This is a genomic window from Ignatzschineria sp. 22MB058224 (assembly GCF_058188435.1).
The window spans coordinates 1,383,674-1,404,280 of record NZ_CP187366.1 but is presented as its reverse complement, the minus strand read 5'-3'; the positions used below and the strand labels follow the sequence as shown (position 1 = coordinate 1,404,280).

Annotated in this window: 19 protein-coding genes and 1 riboswitch; of the genes, 13 read left to right on the top strand and 6 right to left on the bottom strand. The window is 39.2% G+C overall.

What is annotated here, in order from left to right; translation table 11 throughout:
* Positions 1-83: 83 nt before the first annotated feature.
* The 6 genes from hfq (at position 84) to ACPF7B_RS06085 (ending at position 6,857) form a co-directional block, all read left to right on the top strand.
* A complete protein-coding gene (gene hfq, locus ACPF7B_RS06110; protein ID WP_490504945.1) occupies positions 84-335 on the top strand; it encodes an RNA chaperone Hfq in 252 nt (83 codons plus the stop codon).
* 67 nt (positions 336-402) lie between these two features.
* Entirely contained in the window at positions 403-1,704 is a 1,302-nt protein-coding gene (gene hflX, locus ACPF7B_RS06105; protein ID WP_490504944.1) for a ribosome rescue GTPase HflX, read from the top strand.
* A gap of 80 nt (positions 1,705-1,784) precedes the next feature.
* Positions 1,785-3,014, top strand: a complete 1,230-nt coding sequence (gene hflK / locus ACPF7B_RS06100; RefSeq protein ID WP_490504943.1) for an FtsH protease activity modulator HflK — start codon at positions 1,785-1,787, stop codon at positions 3,012-3,014.
* 21 nt (positions 3,015-3,035) lie between these two features.
* The gene (hflC, locus tag ACPF7B_RS06095; protein WP_490504942.1) at positions 3,036-4,094 is read left to right on the top strand and encodes a protease modulator HflC; all 1,059 of its coding nucleotides are present in this window, start codon (positions 3,036-3,038) and stop codon (positions 4,092-4,094) included.
* Between the two features lie 66 nt (positions 4,095-4,160).
* Positions 4,161-5,456 carry an adenylosuccinate synthase gene (locus tag ACPF7B_RS06090; RefSeq protein ID WP_490504941.1) on the top strand — a complete coding sequence of 432 codons (1,296 nt, stop codon included), beginning with the start codon at positions 4,161-4,163 and terminating at the stop codon, positions 5,454-5,456.
* 9 nt (positions 5,457-5,465) lie between these two features.
* Positions 5,466-6,857, top strand: coding sequence for a phosphomannomutase/phosphoglucomutase (locus tag ACPF7B_RS06085; protein WP_490504940.1), 1,392 nt, complete (start codon positions 5,466-5,468; stop codon positions 6,855-6,857).
* An 80-nt stretch (positions 6,858-6,937) separates the two neighbouring features.
* Here the strand turns inward: ACPF7B_RS06085 and lptG are convergent, their stop codons facing one another.
* The 3 genes from lptG to tgt are packed head-to-tail and all read right to left on the bottom strand — an operon-like array spanning position 6,938 to position 10,195.
* Positions 6,938-7,975 (bottom strand): LPS export ABC transporter permease LptG, encoded by a 1,038-nt coding sequence (gene lptG, locus ACPF7B_RS06080; protein ID WP_490504939.1) that lies wholly within the window; start codon positions 7,973-7,975, stop codon positions 6,938-6,940.
* A 22-nt stretch (positions 7,976-7,997) separates the two neighbouring features.
* Complete coding sequence (gene lptF / locus ACPF7B_RS06075) at positions 7,998-9,056, bottom strand: LPS export ABC transporter permease LptF (protein WP_490504938.1); 1,059 nt, start codon at positions 9,054-9,056, stop codon at positions 7,998-8,000.
* A gap of 17 nt (positions 9,057-9,073) precedes the next feature.
* Positions 9,074-10,195: a tRNA guanosine(34) transglycosylase Tgt gene (tgt, locus tag ACPF7B_RS06070; RefSeq protein ID WP_490504937.1), complete on the bottom strand. Its 1,122-nt coding sequence runs from the start codon at positions 10,193-10,195 to the stop codon at positions 9,074-9,076.
* A 138-nt stretch (positions 10,196-10,333) separates the two neighbouring features.
* On the opposite strand from tgt, the gene ACPF7B_RS06065 reads away from it, so the two are divergent.
* Complete coding sequence (locus ACPF7B_RS06065; RefSeq protein ID WP_490504936.1) at positions 10,334-10,771, top strand: DNA polymerase III subunit chi; 438 nt, start codon at positions 10,334-10,336, stop codon at positions 10,769-10,771.
* Between the two features lie 6 nt (positions 10,772-10,777).
* On the opposite strand, the gene recN is transcribed toward ACPF7B_RS06065, so the two are convergent.
* From recN to ACPF7B_RS06050, 3 genes are all read right to left on the bottom strand, one after another.
* Positions 10,778-12,448 (bottom strand): DNA repair protein RecN, encoded by a 1,671-nt coding sequence (gene recN, locus ACPF7B_RS06060; RefSeq protein ID WP_490504935.1) that lies wholly within the window; start codon positions 12,446-12,448, stop codon positions 10,778-10,780.
* Between the two features lie 42 nt (positions 12,449-12,490).
* Positions 12,491-12,730 (bottom strand): glutaredoxin family protein, encoded by a 240-nt coding sequence (locus tag ACPF7B_RS06055; protein ID WP_490504934.1) that lies wholly within the window; start codon positions 12,728-12,730, stop codon positions 12,491-12,493.
* Between the two features lie 94 nt (positions 12,731-12,824).
* Positions 12,825-13,769 carry an arsenic resistance protein gene (locus ACPF7B_RS06050; RefSeq protein ID WP_490504933.1) on the bottom strand — a complete coding sequence of 315 codons (945 nt, stop codon included), beginning with the start codon at positions 13,767-13,769 and terminating at the stop codon, positions 12,825-12,827.
* 212 nt (positions 13,770-13,981) lie between these two features.
* On the opposite strand from ACPF7B_RS06050, the gene ACPF7B_RS06045 reads away from it, so the two are divergent.
* The 6 genes from ACPF7B_RS06045 (at position 13,982) to ACPF7B_RS06020 (ending at position 20,379) form a co-directional block, all read left to right on the top strand.
* Entirely contained in the window at positions 13,982-14,956 is a 975-nt protein-coding gene (locus tag ACPF7B_RS06045; protein WP_490504932.1) for a KpsF/GutQ family sugar-phosphate isomerase, read from the top strand.
* A 10-nt stretch (positions 14,957-14,966) separates the two neighbouring features.
* Positions 14,967-16,943, top strand: coding sequence for a UvrD-helicase domain-containing protein (locus ACPF7B_RS06040; protein ID WP_490504931.1), 1,977 nt, complete (start codon positions 14,967-14,969; stop codon positions 16,941-16,943).
* Positions 16,944-16,977: 34 nt separating this feature from the next.
* Positions 16,978-17,706, top strand: coding sequence for a hypothetical protein (locus tag ACPF7B_RS06035; RefSeq protein ID WP_490504930.1), 729 nt, complete (start codon positions 16,978-16,980; stop codon positions 17,704-17,706).
* 3 nt (positions 17,707-17,709) lie between these two features.
* Complete coding sequence (locus tag ACPF7B_RS06030; RefSeq protein WP_490504929.1) at positions 17,710-18,552, top strand: energy transducer TonB; 843 nt, start codon at positions 17,710-17,712, stop codon at positions 18,550-18,552.
* 12 nt (positions 18,553-18,564) lie between these two features.
* A complete protein-coding gene (locus ACPF7B_RS06025; protein ID WP_490504928.1) occupies positions 18,565-19,296 on the top strand; it encodes an ABC transporter ATP-binding protein in 732 nt (243 codons plus the stop codon).
* 81 nt (positions 19,297-19,377) lie between these two features.
* Entirely contained in the window at positions 19,378-20,379 is a 1,002-nt protein-coding gene (locus tag ACPF7B_RS06020; protein ID WP_490504927.1) for a FecCD family ABC transporter permease, read from the top strand.
* 79 nt (positions 20,380-20,458) lie between these two features.
* A riboswitch (cobalamin riboswitch) is annotated at positions 20,459-20,596 on the top strand.
* Positions 20,597-20,607: the final 11 nt, after the last annotated feature.

Sequence of the window (20,607 nt, the reverse complement as noted above, 5' to 3'; positions counted from 1 at the left end):
AGAGATGGTTTTCGTTTAGTGAAGTACTATAACAACCAATAAATATTCATGAATCTGATAATAATTAATAAGTGAGAATGACAATGGCAAAAATGCAATCCCTCCAAGACCCATTTCTGAATCTGCTACGTAAAGAGCGTGTCCCTGTATCGATTTTCTTGATTAATGGTATTAAATTACAAGGCCAAATTGAATCATTTGACCAATTTGTAATTTTGTTGCGCTCCAATGTGAGCCAAATGATCTATAAACATGCAGTTTCAACAATTGTGCCAGCACGTAACATTAATTTAGCAACAGATAGCGCGGATGATGAGCTAAACTCAGAAGCTTAAATAATTGATGTAATTTGTTATAACCATATTTAATTTGTGCTGATATAAAAGGTGTCTATACGCCATAATGAGTCTTATTGTCGAAGAAGTTTCGCTCGATATTGATCGTGCTGTTATTGTTTCATTAGAGATGCCGGAGAGTGAGCCGGGAGATTTAGCGGAATTTAAAGAACTTGTGACCTCTGCGGGAGTCGAAATTGTTACGTGTATTACTGGCACGAGGCATACGCCGCATCATAAGTATTATTTGGGAACAGGCAAAGCGGATGAAGTCCGGTTAGCTGTGGAACAATTTGAAGCGAATGTTGTGTTAGTAAATCATGATTTAACACCGAGTCAAAATCGAAATTTAGAGAGCTTATGTGGTGTACGAGTAGTCGATCGTACGGGGCTTATTCTCGATATCTTTGCGCAGCGGGCGCAAACATTTGAAGGGAAGTTACAGGTTGAATTAGCACAATTGATTCGGCTTTCGACACGATTAGTGCGAAAACATGGCAATATGGAGCAGCAACGAGGCGGTGCAGTAGGGCTTCGAGGTCCTGGTGAAACTCGATTGGAGATGGATCGCCGCGTAATTAGCGATCGTATTCGTCAGCTCAAAAAACGCTTAGAATCTGTTGAGAAAATGCGGCACCAAGGACGCATTGCCCGAGAGCGCAATGAAGTTCCGACAATTGCATTAGTCGGTTATACCAATGCGGGGAAATCATCACTATTTAATCGATTAACGAATGCCAATGTATATGTTCAAGACCAGCTTTTTGCCACGCTTGATCCAACTCATAGAGGGATTGAGATAGAGCATGTGGGGCGATTAGTGTTAGCAGATACAGTAGGATTTATCTCTAAATTACCGCATGATCTTGTTGAGGCTTTTAAATCGACGCTCCAAGAAGCAGTAGAAGCAGATCTACTTTTAGAGGTAATCGATGTAGCGGATAAAGAACGAGATTTAAAAATCAGAGAAGTCGAAGAAGTTTTAAAGCAGATCGGCGCAGATAACGTTCCTCGTTTAAAAGTTTTTAACAAAATTGATTTAAATCCTGAAATTAAGCCTCATGTTATTAAAGATGAAGCAGGATTGGCAGAAGCAGTTTGGGTATCTGTTATTGATAATCAAGGTATTGAGTTTCTATTATCAGCAGTTGCAGGTTACTTTCAAAAAAATCATCTGGAGATGCGCGTTGTTTTGCCACCGAATGCGGGCAAGATACGTGCAGAGCTCTATGCATTAGATGCGGTAAAATCTGAAACATTTAGTGAGACAGGGGATTTTGTATTAGAGCTCTATCTTGCGCGTTATCGTTTAATGCGTCTATTAAAGGAAATGCCGGTGGCGAAACCTTATTTCGAAGAATATCTATAGGTGCAAAAATAATTAAAAATTGGTATCTTGTCGAGTTGAAACTGCAAAATTTCGGTAAGATCTGAAGTCAAAGGGATTAAATGAAGAGAGATAGCTTAGAGATGGCTTGGCAAGAGCCGAAAGATCGCCAAGATCAATCATCGGGGAATAATGATAAAAAATCTCCACGCTCCAATAATGGAGCAGGACCCGATTTAGATGAATTATTTAAAAAATTAGGTGGTGCTTTCCGCGGTAAAAATGGACACCTTCAGCATGGTGGTTTTGGAAAATATATTGCTCTCGGCGGTGCTGTTCTTCTGTGTGGCTGGTTAGCAACAGGGTTTTATACAATTGATGCCGGACAAAAAGGCGTTGAGCTTCTTTTAGGACAATATCATGCAACCAAAGACCCGGGTCTTCGCTGGCGTTTTCCAAGTCCTATCGGGGATCATCGTATCATCGATATCCAACGCCGTTTTTCACAAAAAATTGGTTCTATTGCGCAGGGTAATCGTCGTGCAGCCATGCTTACTAAAGATGAAAATCTTGTGGATGTAAGTGTTGAAGTTCAATATCAAATTAATAATGATGACCCATCGCAATATTGGTTTACTTCTGTGGATCCTGATAAAACGCTCAAAGAAGTTGTTGATAGTGCTACGCGTGAACGTGTGGGGCAAACATCTTTAGATGACATACTTACCGATGGGCGTGAGCAGTTGATGCAAGAAGTGAAAGAACTTGCACAAAGTATTTTGGATAACTATGAAATTGGCTTAGTGATTACTAATGTCAACCTCGAAGATGCACAAGCACCGGCGGCGGTTCAAGATGCATTCTCGGATGCAATTCGTGCGCGTGAAGATGAGCAGAGCCGTATTAACCAAGCAAATGCCTATCAGAGTAAAGTGCATGAAGAAGCACGCGGAGAAGCTGAGCGTATCTTAAGAGAAGCAGAAGCATACCGTGAAAGTAAAATGGCTCAAGCGCGAGGGGAAGCAGAGCGTTTTAATCGACTCTATAAAGCGTATAAAGTATCGCCTGAAGTAACGCGTGAACGACTCTATCTTGAGAATATGGAAACGGTTCTTCAAAATAGTAATAAGCTCTATATGGGGTCAGAAAGTAATAATTTGATGATGTTACCACTCGATAATATTATGGGGAATAAATCATCACAAAAGAGCACTGATTCTAGTAAAAGTGTAGTTGAAAAATTACCCGTAGTTCAGAAAAAAGTAGATGCTATACAAAGTACTACGCCCACTATTCAGGTAACACCTGTGAATAGTAACGATACGAGAAATCGTACGCGTCTAACCCGATAATTGAGAGAGGAAAAGAAGAATATGAGAGTTTTAACGCGTATTGTTTTACCGCTAATTATTATCGCGATTGTTATCTTAACGAGTTCACTTGTTGTGGTAAAAGAGTGGGAGAAAGGACTTCAACTTCGTTTTGGACGTATCGTCTCTATCTATGATGAGCCCGGTGTCTATTTTAAAATCCCATTTATTGATAATGTACGTATTTTTGATGGTCGCATTCAAACACTCGATACACCGCCTGAACCATTTTTAACGTCAGAGAAGAAAAACTTAATCGTTGATACATTTATCAAATGGCGTGTCGTTGATCCTGAAGTTTATTATCAAAAAGTATCGGGAAATCCTGGGATTTTTAATCGTCTATTCGAACCAATTGTCAAAAATAACTTTAGAGCGGCTTTTGGTAAGCGTGATGTGCAGACTGTTGTTGGCGGTAATGTTGCATCTAAAAGTGCAAAATATGGAGATAGTTCAAAGGTTGTCGTCGTGGATAAACCAAGTGATGCATTATCGCTTGATCCCAAAACACTTGAAGAGATTCACGCAGAAGATGTCGATTTAGTGATTCGTAGTAAAGAGAATGTGATACCGGTGATTGCGGGACAAGAAATTGATCTTAATAATACAGTCCGCCAAGAAATTGAAAAAACAATTTTAGTTGCGCTTTCCGTGGAAGCAAAAGAGTACGGTGTGGAGATTATCGATGTGCGCATTAATGGTGTAGAGCTTCCAGATGATGTAACAGATAATGTCTTTAATCGTATGAGAACTGAGCGTGAGCGTGTTGCGACAGAATTACGATCGAAAGGGGAAGCTGCATATATTGAAAAAGTTGCAGAAGCCGATAGTAATCGTGTAATTTTATTAGCAACAGCGTATGAAGAAGCGGAAAAAATTCGTGGTGAAGGAGATGCTGAAGCAGCTACTATTTATGGGGAAGCGTTTGGCCAAGATCCGGATTTTTACTCATTTTATCGTAGTCTTGAAGCCTACAAAAATGCGTTTCAAAATGATGGGGATCTCCTAATTCTTGATCCTGATAGTGATTTCTTTAAGCACTTTCAGCAGAAAAGTAATTAAAAAACAATAAGTTGTAAATTAAGGCGCTAGTCGCCTTATTCTTTTTTTTTAAGAGGATAAAATTTGATGGGTAATAATGTTGTTATTATCGGGACACAATGGGGTGATGAAGGAAAAGGAAAAATAGTTGACCTTTTAACCGATAAAGCCGTTGCCGTTGTACGTTTTCAGGGTGGTCACAATGCAGGGCACACACTAGTCATTAACGGAGAGAAGACGGTACTTCGCTTGATTCCATCAGGAATTTTGCGTGAACATGTTACCTGTTATATCGGTAATGGTGTGGTACTTTCGCCAGAAGCATTACTTTCTGAGATGGATGAGTTGCTAAATCGTGGGATTAATGTTGACCAGCGTCTTAAGATTTCTGAAGCTTGCCCATTAGTGATGCCATATCATGTGGCAATTGATCAAGCGCGTGAAGAGAAATTAGGAAAAGATAAGATTGGCACTACGGGGCGCGGTATTGGTCCAACTTATGAAGATAAAGTGGCTCGTCGAGCGGTACGTGTTGCAGATCTCTTCTATCCAGAAACATTCCGGAAAAAGCTCGAAAGTGTGATGGAATATCATAACTTTGTATTGCAAAATTATCTTGGCAAAGAGCCGATGTCTGTTGATAAAGTTTATAACGACACGATGGAGTTTGCGAAACGCATTCTTCCACTCGTAGCAGATGTCTCTTACGAATTGAAAGTACTTCGTGATAAAGGCGCAAATGTGATGTTTGAAGGGGCACAAGGAACATTCCTTGATATTGACCACGGGACATATCCATTTGTGACATCAAGTAATACCTCTGCAGGTGGAGCGGCGACAGGGACAGGTGTGGGCCCTTTAGCACTTGATTACGTGCTTGGTATTGTTAAAGCATATGTTACCCGCGTTGGCTCAGGCCCATTCCCAACAGAGCTAACATGCGAAATAGGACAAGGTTTAGCAAAACGTGGACATGAATTTGGTTCTGTGACAGGTCGTGCTCGCCGCTGTGGCTGGTTTGATGCTCCTGTTTTAAGACGCTCAATTGATATTAACAGTTTATCAGGATTCTGTTTGACGAAGCTTGATGTGCTTGATGGCATGGATGAGGTGAAGATCTGTACAAGTTATAACCTAGATGGTGAAGTGGTTGATTATCCTCCATATGGGGCAGAGAACTTTGGCCGTTGTGAGCCTATTTATGAAACTATGCCTGGTTGGAAAGAGAGTACCGTTGGGATTATGTCGTTTGATGCACTTCCCGTTGCGGCTCAAAACTATATCAAGCGTCTTGAGGAACTACTAAAAGTGCCAGTTGATATTATCTCTACTGGACCTGATCGTAATGAAACATTAGTGTTGAGAGACCCGTTTGAAATTTAAGGTGGCAAAATGAATGTGAATGCATTCAAAGCCTATGATATTCGTGGTGAATTTCCCACAGAGATTAATCAAGACCTAGCTTACAAGCTAGGTTTTGCCTTTGTGGAAGAATATAAGGCAGAGAAAGTTGTTGTTGGTCGTGATATTCGTCTAAGTAGTCTGCCCTTATTTACTGCTTTAACCGGTGGAATTATTGCAGCTGGGGCAGATGTTATTGATTTGGGTATCTGTGGTACAGAAGAGGTCTACTTTAATACAGTTGCTTATAATGCAGATGGTGGGATTATGATTACTGCGAGTCATAATCCCAAGCATCACAATGGCTTTAAAATGGTCGGTAAAGGGGCAGAACCCATTAGCTATGAAATGGGTATAGAAGTACTTCAAAGTCGAATATTATCTTATCCAGAAAATCTAGATGCTTATCAATCTGGAAGTATTCGGCAAGTTGATAATCGGGCGGCGTATATTCAAAAACTTCTTAGCTTTGCTCCTCGATTATTGCAGAAATCAGATTTATCAACTCAGAAACCTTTGATAATTGTATGCAATAGCGGGAATGGGTGTGCGGGAATTATTGTCGATCGATTAGAACAGATTCTAAAAAAATCGGTGACTCTTATTAAAGTTCATCATGAGCCTGACGGTGAATTCCCCAATGGCGTACCTAACCCGTTATTATCTGATCGTCGAGAAGATACAAAACAGGCGGTTTTACAGAGTCAAGCTGATTTTGGTGTTGCTTGGGATGGTGATTTTGATCGTTGTTTTTTCTTTGATGAAAAGGGCGAATTTATTGATAGTTCATATATCATTGGATTAATGGCGAAAGAAATGCTTCATATCTCACCCCATTCAACAATTGTGATTGATACTCGGCAGACGTTAAATAGTGAATCAGTTGTTAAAAATGCGGGAGGGCGATTAGTAATCTCTGCAGGAGGGCATTCTTTGATGAAGCAAACAATGCGAAATGAAAATGCTATTTATGGCGGTGAAATGAGCGCGCATCATTACTTTAAAGAGTTCAGCTATTGTGACTCTGGAATGATTCCTTTACTGCTGATGATTGATCTGTTGCAAAATGAAACAAAATCTTTAGGTCAATTAGTTGAAGATGCTAGAAATCATTATCCTTGTAGTGGAGAGCTTAACTATCTTGTGAGAAATTCTGATGTGGTGATGAAGCATCTTTCTAAATTATTTCAATCACGAGCGATTGCAGAGGATTATTTAGATGGTTTAAGTATTCGTTTACCGAAGGCACGAATTAATGTACGCGCATCGAATACGGAACGATATTTGCGCATCAATATTGAAACTGAAGATGATCGTGATTTGGTCACAATTTTACAAAAAGAGATTGAATGCGCATTAGAACCTTTTTTGTTGATGCTCTAATTGAGCAATTGCCGCATTATTTGTAGAGAGAAATGGTATTTGAGTGAAGCCATTTCTCTTTTTTATTGTTAATCCAAAAACTATGGGAGAAGTTTGAAAAGGATATATGCAATAAAAATTGCCAAGACTGTGGGGAACAATGCACCAATAATCGGTGGGAAACCTGATAATAGGATAAAGTGCCCGAGCATTTGCGTAGTGAGATAAATGATCAATCCTAAAATAACGCCAATGAGAATACGTTCACCGATTCCTTGGCGACGTTGTTGTGCGAAAACGAGCGGTGCAGCGATAAGAATCATTGAGATATTTGTGGCAGGATTAAAAATTTTGCTCCAAAAAGCTAAGCGATACTCACTGCTATCGAGATTGTTTTCTTCTAAGTAGTCAATAAAACGCCATAAACTGCTGCTAGAGAGATATTCAGGATCACTTACTAAAGCGACGAGTGCTGATTGATCAATATGTGTTGAGAGTACTAGATCTTTTAGTTTTTTTGTTTTAATACCATCGCGTGTAAATATAGTTTCAGTCAATGTTGGCATTACCCATTGATCATTTTTCAATCCCATTTCTGGGGACCTAATTAACTTATGTAGTACTTGTCCTTTAGGTTGATAGATCGTAATATTTTTGAGCGTGCGGTTTTCAAGATAGCGAACTTCAATAATATTGCCGGAATCAACAGCCCAAAATCCTTTGCCAGAACTATCTTTGTGACTGACAATCATGGCCGCATCATGTGTCGGCGGTACAACATATTCGCCTAATAAAAAAACGCAAATACTTAGTAGAATAGTTGTAAATACAGCACCTTTGAGTGTTCGGGATTTACTAAATCCTGCCGTTCTAATAGCGGTTAATTCATTGTGACTTGCAAGTTGGCCTAATCCCAAAAGGGTGCCTAAAAGCAAGGCCATTGGGAATATCCTATAAATACGAGCAGGCATATCATAGAGTAAATATAACATCATCTCTGATAATTTATACCCTTCATCTCCAATATCTTGTAATTCATTTAAAAAAGTAAAAAAAGATTCAATGATTATTAGTAATAATAAGCAGAACAATGAAAAAAATAACGATGTAACAAAGGTATATCGATCAATTTTAAGCATAATAAATTCTCATGTACCTATATTATAGGTTTTTGTTGTAACGCCGATATATAAAAAAGGCAACAATAAACATTGTTAGATGAATCCACCAGATACCTAAATCTGGATTAACTTTGCCATTTTTTATCCAAGCTAATCCCATTCCTATAAAATTAAAATAGAAAACATAGAAAATAACACCTACTATTAGTTTATTATATCGACTTTGTCTTGGTCTAGAGTGGGAAAGCGCGGGGATTATTAATATCAATAAAAATATTGATATTGGACCAGAAAGGCGTCTTTGCAATTCTTGTTTATAGAAAAATAGGGGGTTTGTAAAAACATCTTTTGCACTCCAAGCTATTGCTCTTGGCCAGGATGCAGTCTGATCACTGTCTAATTTAATTCTCAGGTGTTCAAAATGTGTTATCTCTGAATACTTGTTATTGGTAGTTGTTCTAGATCCATCTTTTAAAATTACAAATCGAGTATTATTTTCATCAATTTCTTGCATCCCATTACTTGCAAGAGTTACGACAGTGTTAGAGTTATCTTTATTGTTATTTTTAATAAAAATATTTTTTAGATAACCAGTATCTGGATCAATCGATTGTACATAAACAATTAATTTTCCTTGTGAAAATTTTTGAAATACTCCCGGTTTTAATATTGTTAATTGTGCTTCTTCTCGAGCTTTTTTTAATATAACCTCTTGAATTTGCGCAACTTCAGGCACTATCCAAAAATTTAGAACAAAGACTAAAATGCTTAAAGGAACTCCAATTTGAGCTAAAATTTTATAAAGATTTTTGACAGGCATCCCTAATGCATAGAATGCGGTCATTTCACTATCTTTGTAGAGCCGACCAAAAGCAAGAATAGAGGCTAATAAAAAACATAGAGGAAGTAATTCCGTGATAAAGCGAATTATTTGCAGTCCTAAAAGTGATAGGACGGCAGATTGCGAAAGCGTACCATTAATCACCTGATTGAGATAAAAAGCTAATCTCTGTACAAGTAAAATTGATATTAATACCAAGAGTACGGCGGCAAATGTCGCAAGAATCTCTTTTCGAATATAGTGATTAATGAGCTTCATTCAATCTCCCGCTTTATCTAAGCTTTTGTATCATCAATAACAGCACGTTCTTCATAGAATTGTTTGTAATATTGATCAAAAGTGCCAGCATCGATGTGATCGCGAATCTGTTGCATATGCCATAAGAAGTAATGAAGATTATGAATACTTGCAAGATGCGCGCCAAGAAGCTCTTTTGTCCGAATTAGATGACGTAAATATGAACGACTGAAATTTTGACAAGTATAGCAAGTACAGGTTTCATCAAGTGGACGAGTATCGAGGTTGTATCGCGCATTTTTGATGCGGATGTCACCAAAACGGGTAAAAAGATGGCCATTACGTGCATTGCGTGTTGGAATTACGCAGTCGAACATATCTACTCCGCGCTTAACACCTTCGATTAGATCTTCCGGTTTCCCTACGCCCATAAGATAGCGAGGTTTATCTTCAGGCATTTTAGGATCTAAAAACTCTAAAATACGGTCACGTTCCTCTTTAGGTTCTCCGACCGCTAATCCACCAATAGCATAGCCATTGAAATTAATCGCTTGAAGTGCATCTAAAGATTGTTCGCGGAGATCTTCAAACATACTTCCTTGCACGATACCAAATAGCGCATTGGGATTTTCTCCATTTACAAACGCCTCTTTGGAGCGTTTTGCCCAGCGCATTGAAAGTTCCATCGATTTTTTAGCTTCCTCATAGGTGGCAGGGAAAGGTGTACATTCATCAAATGCCATCACAATATCAGAGCCTAATATGCGCTGAATCGCCATCGATTTTTCAGGATCTAAAAAGAGCTTTTCTCCATTAAATGGGGAGCGGAAAGTAACCCCTTTTTCTTCAATTTTACGGAGCTCTGCGAGTGAAAAAACCTGAAATCCTCCAGAATCAGTAAGAATGGGCTTATCCCATTGCATAAAATCATGAAGATCGCCATGTGCGCTAATAACATCAAGTCCTGGGCGGAGCCAAAGGTGGAAGGTATTCCCCAAGATTATTTGGGCATTCATCTCTTTTAGGTTATTCGGCGTAACACCTTTTACTGTTGCAATCGTGCCAACAGGCATAAAGATGGGGGTCTCAATTGTTCCCCGATCAAAAGTAATTCGTCCGCGACGCGCAGTGCCATCTTTCTTGAGCAATTCAAATTTCATTGTTTACTTATTATTCCAAATTTTAAATGGTATTATTTTACCTTTAAACGACAAAAAATGCAGAGTTTCCTTTCTGCCGCTATGATCTAACTAATGAGAGAATGCGTTTGAGGGATCCAACAAAGAGAGATAGAGTTTATGGTTGAAGTACGTTTTTATGTTTTACCGACAAGTAATGAAGCGGCTCGCGAGAAATTATTGCTTAAACTTCTTGAAAAGGCGTATCAAGCTAAGGAACCTGCTTATTTTTATTCTGACAATCGAATGATGATCGAGACATTAGATCGTAAATTATGGGAAATCCCTGGCGTTGATTTTTTACCTCACGCCATTATTGAAGATGAAGAGGATATTACAGAATTCGATTTCATCTATCTTGCTGATAAAATTTGGCCGATTGAAAATCGCTCTTTGCTCTTGAATATTCATCCTATTGTGCCGGAAGAGGTTAAGACAGGGATGTTTAATCGCGTATTTGAGGTGATCACTCAGGATCCGCAAGTCTTAGAGGAGAGTCGTAATCGTTATAAGCTCTATCGTTCCTTAGGTTTTGAGATCAAAACACATAAGCTGTGAGTATAGCTATTGGGGACTATTACTCTCAATCATCTCTTTCGCGTGTTCAAAAGTTGCATCGGTGAGTTTTACGCCGCCAAGCATACGGGCGATTTCTTGAATGCGTCCATCACTATCAAGTTCGCGAATCGTTGTGGTTGTGCTATTTTCATTTTTAGTCTTTGCAACAACGAAATGATGATGTCCAAAGCTTGCAACTTGCGGTAAATGAGTAACACAGAAGACTTGACGGCCGATACTTAATTCTTGTAAATGACGACCGATAATCTCTGCCACAGCACCACCAACTCCGGTATCGACTTCATCAAAGATTAGTGTTGGTAAAGATGAGCGCATGCTGAGGATTACCGATATCGCTAAACTGATACGTGCCAGCTCCCCTCCGGAAGCAACTTTCCCAAGAGGCTGTAAAGGTTGTCCGGGATTTGCAGATACGCAAAACTCTACGGCTTCATTCCCATAAGGATGGTAAGGAACATTGGGTGAAAGATTAACGGCAAAGTTCCCACCTTCCATTGCTAAACCTTGCATTGATTCTGTAATCTTAATATTGAGTTCATCAATTGCATCAAGACGTTTTTGTGTAATTTCATCAGCCATTTTTTGCCAGCATTGTTTCATCTGGTCAATTTTCTGTTCAAGTTCAAAGATCTCTTCTTCTGAGACATCTTGCGAACGCAATTCTGTTTCAAGCTCTTGTTGTTTTTGGAGTAGATTGAGAGGGTCAATGCGATGTTTGCGAGCAAGGCTATTAAGCTCTTGCATGCGTGATTCAATCTGACGGAGCTCCTCTTGATCAAAGCCTTCATGATCCATCTTCGCATTGAGTTCATTTTCAGATTCACTGCATAAGATCAATGCATTATTGACCATCTCTTTAATGTCTTTAATGCTGGGATCGAAGTTCTCAATCGTTTGTAATGATTGTTCAAGCTGCGCTAGCCGGCGTGTAATGCCATGCTCATCATCACTTAAATAGTGAATAGCTTCTTCAAGTGCAGCGATACGTAATTCAAAGTTATTAAGATGGTCAAATCGCTCGTTAATTGTCTCCCACTCACCTTCTTGTGGTTTGATATTGGTAAATTCTGCAAGTTGAAACTTGAGGAAGTTAATACGATCTTGAGTGCTCTCATCACGATTTTTGAGTTCGTTGAGTGTTGCTTCAAGATCTTGCATTTCACGGGTAAAGGTTGCAAGTTCATTTACTTCTTCTAAACAGCCTGCATATTGATCTACCAAATGGCGTTGTGCATTAGCGCGAGTCAGTGATTGATGAGCATGTTGCCCATGAATATCTACTAAACGCTCTCCTAAGCCTTTCAGGGCATGAAGTGGCATTGCACGTCCGTTGATAAATCCGCGTGTGCGTCCATTACTAGAAATTACTCGGCGCATGATACACAGGTCATCATCAAAGCCGATGGAATTTTCTGTCAACCATGCTTTGGCCCGAGGAATTTTAGAGATATCAAAGGTCGCAATAACTTCTCCTTGCTCTTCACCTTGATAGATCATTGAACCCTCAGCTTTTCCTCCAAGAACGATCGAAAGAGCATCGACTGTAAGTGATTTTCCTGCACCCGTTTCCCCACTAATCACAGTGAGATTTGGGGCAAAATCAAGTTGCATCTCATCAATAATGGCAAAGTTTTTTACATAGAGATCGATCAGCATAGGTGTAAAGGCTCTTAGGTCGTATAAATTGTAGAATTAATATTATAAATCGTCTTTAATCATTGGAATAATAGTATCAAGATCAAGTGGGCTTTTATAGACTGTCCCTTGCCATTCTAAAACAGGGATAAACCAACCATATTGTTCAATTAAACAGTCATCTTCGCTAATATCGATGTAACGGAACTCAATCGCTTCGGCGTTGAGTCGATCTTCAACCGTTTCACATAGTTGGCAGTCGAGAGTGCCGTAGAGAATTAGACTTGATTCATTGTTTTGCATGATTGTTCCATCCATCATTTAATTATTTCTGTAGTTTACTCAATTGCTGTAAAAACGACAATTTTATAATCTCCGAGAAAAATCGTTGAATATTTTATAGTTTTGGTGTTATTGCCGTTAAGAATAACTCTCCAATAAGCTCTACTAATGTTTGGGTGACAATGACGGCTGCAACTAATGTACTAATTTCAGTTGGAAGAGCAAAAACAAACGGTAAGACTGCTAAGGAATTACGGGTACCTGTGCTGTAAATTAGTGTGCGAATCATGGGGATGGGGAGTTTTACTATTCTTCCAATAAAATAGCTGACAATAAAGCTGAGCGCCATAAAACTCGCGTAGAGAGGAATTAGTGTTAGTAAATAGTTTCGATTATCAACGATCAGTTCAATCTGTGTTGTCACAATTAAGAAAAGTACAATTGCCATAAAAGGAACTGGAAGCCAAGCACTTAAATCATGAATTCTGGCAGATAAGTGATTTTTACTGGCAAGCCATTGCAATAACATCGCGAGGATGAAAGGAATTAAAATCATTGTCATGAAAGCATGAACAAATGGCTTAATAGAGACAATTTCCATGATCCCTTTACCAATAAATGCCCATAGGTAGAAAGGTAATAAAATCATCTGTGTAATAAAGAGAAGCGGCGTTGCACTTAGCATTAATCGAGCATCACCTTTTCCGAGTTTTGTAAAGACGACAACATAATCAATACAGGGCGTTAGAAGCACAAGTAAAATCCCAATTTTGAGTATCATCGGGGGTGAGAAAATGAAGAGAAGTAGTGCGATAATAATCGGGATAGCAATATAGTTGAGTACTAACAAAAGAATAAAAAAGCGACGATGTTGAAAGCTCGATTGAATCTCCCAAAAAGGAATTTGTGCAAACATTCCGAACATTAATATCCCTAATGATGGAGTAATAATACTTTCTAAAAGGGGCTTTGTTGGTTGGTTGATAAGCCCAATCATGATGGCGAAAATAATCGTTATAAAATAGATAGTGGCTTGTTTTTCTTCTATGAATTTGAGCATTTGCTAGAGCTATCTCTTGAGATTTATGGAAAATTAGAGCATAACATCCCTTGATAATCACTCAAAGATAGCAGTTGTAAAATAAATGGGAACATTCAACTTTCCAATCCTTGTTGCGTTATAATTATGAGCATTCATTTCAAAAATTTAATTGATGTCTCAAGATAGATTGAGGGCATTCAATAAACAATCATTGAGGAGAGTTATTGGTGATGTCAGGGCAAAAGAATGATTATCTAGCACATGCTAAAGAAGTATTAGCCATTGAAGCCGATGCAGTTTTAAAGCTCCAGTCAGAAATTGATGAAAATTTCCTGAAGATATGTGAAATACTCAAAGCATGTAAAGGTCGGGTAGTGGTGACCGGGATGGGTAAATCTGGACATGTTGGTAATAAAATTGCTGCGACCATGGCAAGTACTGGTACACCTTCTTTTTTCGTTCATCCAGCAGAAGCAAGTCATGGGGATTTAGGAATGTTGACCGAGCAAGATATTGTGCTTGCGCTTTCGAATTCCGGTGAAACTGATGAAATTATTGCGATTTTACCCATTATTGCACGCCGAAATATTCCATTGATTGCGATGACAGGGAATGATCAATCAACATTAGCGCGTTCGGCAAACTTTCATCTACTTGTAAAAGTGGAAAAGGAAGCGTGCCCACTTAATTTAGCACCAACGGCAAGTACTACCGCAGCATTAGCAATGGGGGATGCGTTAGCGGTCACGCTTTTAGAGATGCGCGGATTTACTTCTGAAGATTTTGCATTTTCTCATCCTGGTGGGAAGTTGGGTCGTCGGCTTTTACTTCGTGTGTCCGATATTATGGCACCTTTCGAAGAGCTGGCGGCGCTTCCAGAGAATAGCGCTCTAACGGATACATTACTTGCAATGACCCAAAAGCCTTTGGGCGTTTCTGTTGCAGTTGATTCTGCCCAAAATCTTATTGGTGTCTTTACGGAAGGGGATCTTCGGCGCTCGCTGATGACAGGTCGTGATATTCATGATCTGACATTAGGTGACTGTATGACACGAACTCCTTTTGTTATTGCCCCTGATGCCTTAGCCGTAGATGCTGTTCATCTCATGGAAACAAAGAAAATTACGGCGCTCCCGGTAGTTGAATCTGGTAAAGTTATTGGCGTGATTAATATGCATCATCTGTTACAAGCACGAGTGATTTAAGGGCTTTGTGATGAAACTTAATCCTGAACAAGCAAGTGCTGTCCATCATATTCATACGCCGCTTCTCGTTTTGGCAGGGGCGGGTTCAGGAAAGACACGTGTTATCACGGAAAAAATAAAGCATCTCGTGGGGAAAGAATTTTACGATCCACGATCCATTTTTGCTGTTACCTTTACCAATAAAGCCGCCCGCGAGATGTCGGATCGTCTTATTCAAACAATTGGCAAAGAGAAGGGACGAAAGGTGCGCGTCTCCACCTTTCATACTTTGGGGTTATCGATTCTTAAAAAGCATGGTCAGTTACTTGGATTGCGAAAAGGTTTTTCCATATACGATCAAAAAGATGCATTTCAATTGATGGAATCGTTAACGGAAGGCGATAGTGAGGCTATTCGTTTTGCGCTTGATCGCATATCATCATGGAAGAATGATTTACGCTCGATCGAATCATTACAACACGTGGTGACAGATGAATTTGAATTAGGATTGATCGATCTATATGAGCGTTATCAAGCGCAGCTTCTTTCCTACAACGCGATCGATTTTGATGATCTAATTTTAATGCCATTGAAATTGTTACAGGATTTCCCTGATGTTAGGTATTATTGGCAAAAAGAGATTCGTTATCTTTTAGTGGATGAGTATCAAGATACTAATCTGTGTCAATATGAATTAGTCAAGCTTTTGATCGGGAAACAACATCATTTAACAGTTGTTGGGGATGATGATCAATCTATCTATGCTTGGCGTGGTGCGCGTCCTGAAAACCTTCATCGGTTACATGAAGATTTTCCTGATTTAACACTGATTAAGTTAGAACAAAATTATCGTTCGACAGGCCATATTTTAAAGGCTGCCAATCATGTAATTTCACTTAATCCCCATATCTACGAGAAAGTATTGTGGTCAACGCTTGGGGATGGTGAAAAAATTGTTATCCGTGATTTTAAAAGTGCTGAAGCCGAGAGTGAATATGTTGCTACAACGATTACGCATGATGTAATGCTCAATAAAATGAAATATTCCGATTATGCGGTGCTTTATCGTGGAAATCATCAATCTCGGATTTTCGAAATGGCTCTAAGAATGCGTGGTATTCCGGTAAAAGTTGTCGGTGGAATGAGCTTTTTTCAGCAACCGGAGATTAAAGATCTTATCTCCTATCTGAAATTAATTGTGAATCCTGAAGATGATCCTTCTCTATTACGGGTTATCAATGTTCCTAAAAGGGAAATTGGGGCGGCAACATTGAAAAAGATTACGGAATTTGCCTCTACGCATCAATTATCGTTATTTGCTACGTTAGAACATCCTCATCTCGGGAGTTTTATTGGTAAGGCAGCACAAAAATGTGCGCTCTTTGCACAGACAATTCGGGGGTTAGCAAGATATGAGATGCAGGTTGAAAAGCTCTTCGATAAGCTCATTAATGATATTGGCTATGAAGAGCATCTTCGTGAACAGTCTACTTCTCCAAAAGCTTTTGAGCGCAAACAAAATAGTGTGAGTGCATTAAGAGAATGGTTTGCTGGTGAACAGCAATCTTTAGGTGATATTTTATCGCATTTAACGCTAATCTCTATTTTAGAGAATCAGCGGGAAGAAGAAGCAGAAGATGCGGTTACGTTGATGACATTGCATAGCGCGAAAGGACTGGAGTTCCCCTATGTTTTTATGGTGGGTTTAGAAGAAGATATTCTACCGCACCGTAATAGTATCGATAGCGATATGGTCGATGAGGAGCGCCGGCTATTTTATGTCGGGGTCACTCGAGCACGGCAAAAACTTGATATCACATTTTGCCGGCAACGTAAACGATATGGGGAATGGGAATCCTGTAAAACAAGTCGTTTTCTTCATGAATTGCCAGAAGAGAATGTCGTATGGTATACCGAAGGACGACAACCTTCGAAAGAGGAATCTCAGCAAAAAACAGCGGATACATTAGCAGGATTACAGGCAATGCTCGACAATCTTGAGCGTTGATAATCGCTAGGAGATTTTATGAGGAGTTTGACCCATGGGCTTAAGTAGTAGAGAAAAATGTTTTAAAACAATCACGCGTTCACAATTTATGATTGGTTATACGACAATTTCGCTCGTTTTCTTTCTGCTGATTTTTGCAGTAATACGCCATTTTTTGCCATTTTTTTTGGGAACCCCTCAGCAGATTTTGCAAGCATTGACATCGCTGATAAAGATGCGTTGGTGGGGCGGAAGCGGCGTTATTCTTTTTTTTCTGTTTTTTGGTTATCTGTTTTTGGCGCGTTTAAGGAATGGAAAAATCCCTAATTGGTTATCGCTTATTCCACTAGTGATTTTTTATGGGCTCTTTTTTTATCTTGCATGGTCATTGGTGACAGTGATCACGGAAACAAATTTTTTGAAGATGATTCTCGCCATTAAGCAATTTAATAAGCAACCTTCAGCTGAAACATTCTCCTTGATTTTCCCGATAGAATGGATCGTGTGGGTTACTCGAAATGAATGGTTATTTAAGATTGCCTTGCTGTTGCATCTTTTTTTATTAGCGGTCGCATTTGGTCTGCCGAGCTATTCATCGCCAAAATTGATTGAACATGCAGCGTTGAGACATTTTCTCTATTACTTGGTTGTGAGTCTCGCATCATTTATAGCGCTACTAATATTTGTGATATGGATTATTTTCACGTATGAAGTTTTTTTAGTGACGGATCCTGTTCAATATTTGCAGAGCTATGATTCATTTCGAATGCTTGTAGGGCAGTAAATAATGAAAAGGCGATGGAGTTTTTGGCTTGCTCTTGTAGTCTCTCTTTTCGTGAATGGTTCTCTACTATTGTTAGCATTTGTTTCTTTAAACACGCCAAAATTTCTTTTTTCACAAAGTGCTGGTGGGAATGTTAACCAGCATCATCTCCACATTCAATTGATGACAACTGAACATTCTTTGGCTAGGACGAAGAAGGCACAAACACGCGTAAAAGAGGTTACTGATGAAAGCGTTTCATTTTCTCATCAGATTTCAGCGGTGAATCAACCATCACCGCTTGATGTCGTTACAACTATTCAGAGTGATCAAAAAATTGAAATAGCAGAGGCTTTTAACGAATTGTCTGAGGGAGACTTTTCGGGCGAAGTCAGAATCGTAGAAAAAGATAGATCAGAGTCTGTGCAGGATCAAAAATTAGAGTTTTCGACGCAGCAACGATCTCAACATTCTCAAGAAAAACAGCCGCCTAAGATAACTGTTCCGTCGGCCATAGCAAAGTCAATTAAGGTGAAAGAGAGCACGGAAAACTCAGATGACTCTATTTCAGCTCAAGCTCGATTAGGAGATCAATTTGCGACTGAGCTTTCGGTAAAAGTAATGCAACAGATCGAAGGATGTTATCCTGAAGCATCTAAGCGGCGCGGTGAAGAAGGGGTTGTTTTGTTACAATTATTTGCAAGTGCTGGAGGAGGTTTAGATGTGCGAGTGATTGAAAGCTCAGGATTTGCTCGTTTAGACCGCTGTGCTGTAATGGCGGTCAAAAAGGCATTTATGAAGAGTGATATTACTCAGCTTCCATCTTCAGGTTTGCCCTTGAAGCCTATTCGATTTAAGTTGCGCTAAAGGATTATATTAATGTTGATGCTTCAAAATTTAACAGCTCAATTAACGAATGGTCAAAAAATCTTAGAAGGTGTGAGCTTCTCATTATCAATTGGCGATAAGCTTGCCATAATAGGGGCTAATGGCTCGGGAAAAAGCACATTGTTGAAAGCACTTGCCGGGCTAATTCCGGTTAATTATTCAAAATATAACATCGCCGGAGAGGATTTTTCGGCATTAACTTTAAAAGAACGGGCAAGGCTGATTAGTTATATTGGTCAAAATGATCAACTTATGGAGGATACAACCGTATGGGAATGGTGCTTGCTTAGCCGTTTCCCGCATAATACGTCGGTACTTTATAATGAAAAAGTAATCCATGATGCTTTAGAACAGATGCAAATCACTCAATTTGCTGGACGAGATTTACATTCTTTAAGTGGTGGTGAGCGACAAAGAGTCTACCTTGCCGGTGCATTAGCACAAGAAACGCCGATAGTTTTCTTGGATGAAATTAATGCTGCACTTGATCCTAAATACCGCGATATAATTCACTCAACAATTGCAAATCTTGAGGATAAAACAATTTTATCGATCACACACGATCTTAACAATCTTGGGTGTTATAGTCATATTTTGGCTCTAAAACATGGTCGGGTTCTTTTTTTTGGTTCACGTAACCATATTGATAAATCCTTATTAACTGAACTATTTGAATATGATTTTACCGAGATTGTACATGAGGGGGAGAAACGCTTTTTCTGAATAGAATAGATATCCAGATACCAACATGCGTTAAATATTATGCAACACTCATCAAGATGTCGAGAGAACCTAAGTAGTGAAATGCTTGAGGTTACGCATAAATCCAAACGGCAAAAACGGCTCATTGTCACGATAGCGATATTAAGTGTTCTGATATTAGCAGTGATGCCAATGTTTGGATTGCAATTTATAACACCATGGGGCGAAAATAGTGCCATATTCTGGCAAATGCGTGTGCCGAGGAGCTTAGCTGCATGGATTATTGGTGCCGGATTATCATTGTCTGGACTAGTATTTCAGGCAATATTACGTAACCCTCTTGCTGAACCATTTACGCTTGGCGTAGCTGCCGGCGCAAGTCTTGGTGCTGCTATTTATATTTACCTTGGATTGTCGCTCACATTAGGAATTTTTAGTGGTATTTCACTTTTTGCTTTTTTAGGAGCGGGGTTTATTACTGTTTTAATCTATCTCGTCAATTTTAGATCGCAGCACTCTTCTTTAAAGCTACTATTAATGGGAGTGATTTTAACCTTTTTTATTTCTAGTATTTTATTATTATTGCAATCGCTCGGAAAATCTTCCTCAGCATTAGCAATGATGAGTTGGATGATTGGTCGACTCTCTTTTGTTTCTTATGTTGAGCTTGTTCAGGTGACAGTAGGGTTTAGTATTGCGTTACTTGGTGTTGGTCTATTATTGCCTCAATTAAATCTGCTTCAACAAGGAGAAACAGTCGCGCGTTCACGTGGAATGCGCGTGAACAACATCTCAGGCTTTCTATTTTTGTTAGTAAGCTTGATGACGGGATTATTTGTGGCAATAGCGGGACCTATTGGTTTTATCGGAATGGTGATTCCTCATATTGCGCGTAAATTACTTGGTACTAATCATTATCGGTTATTCCCGGCAGTGATTTTTATCGGTGGTGCCGTTTTAGTTATTGCAGATACATTGGGGTCTCTATTATTACGACCTGCGGAAATTCCTGTGGGAGTGATTACGGCTATTTTGGGGACACCCTTTTTTCTCTATATTTTATTAAAAGAGGGGAAAAATCAGCGGTTTGTAAAATTCTCTTAACTCATTGAAGTAGAGCTTTTAAATAAGAGATAGTTCTATGGGGTAAAAGAGGGTAGAATCACTAAGCTTTATTGTAATGACAATCTGTGATTACAATTGACTTAATCTTTTTTAACAGAGCATTAGAATTGGGAAGCAGGGTGAAAATCCCTCACGGACCCGCCACTGTAAGCATATGTATGCAGAGTCAGACACCACCTAATGCCTTATACTCTCGAGGTTTAAGAG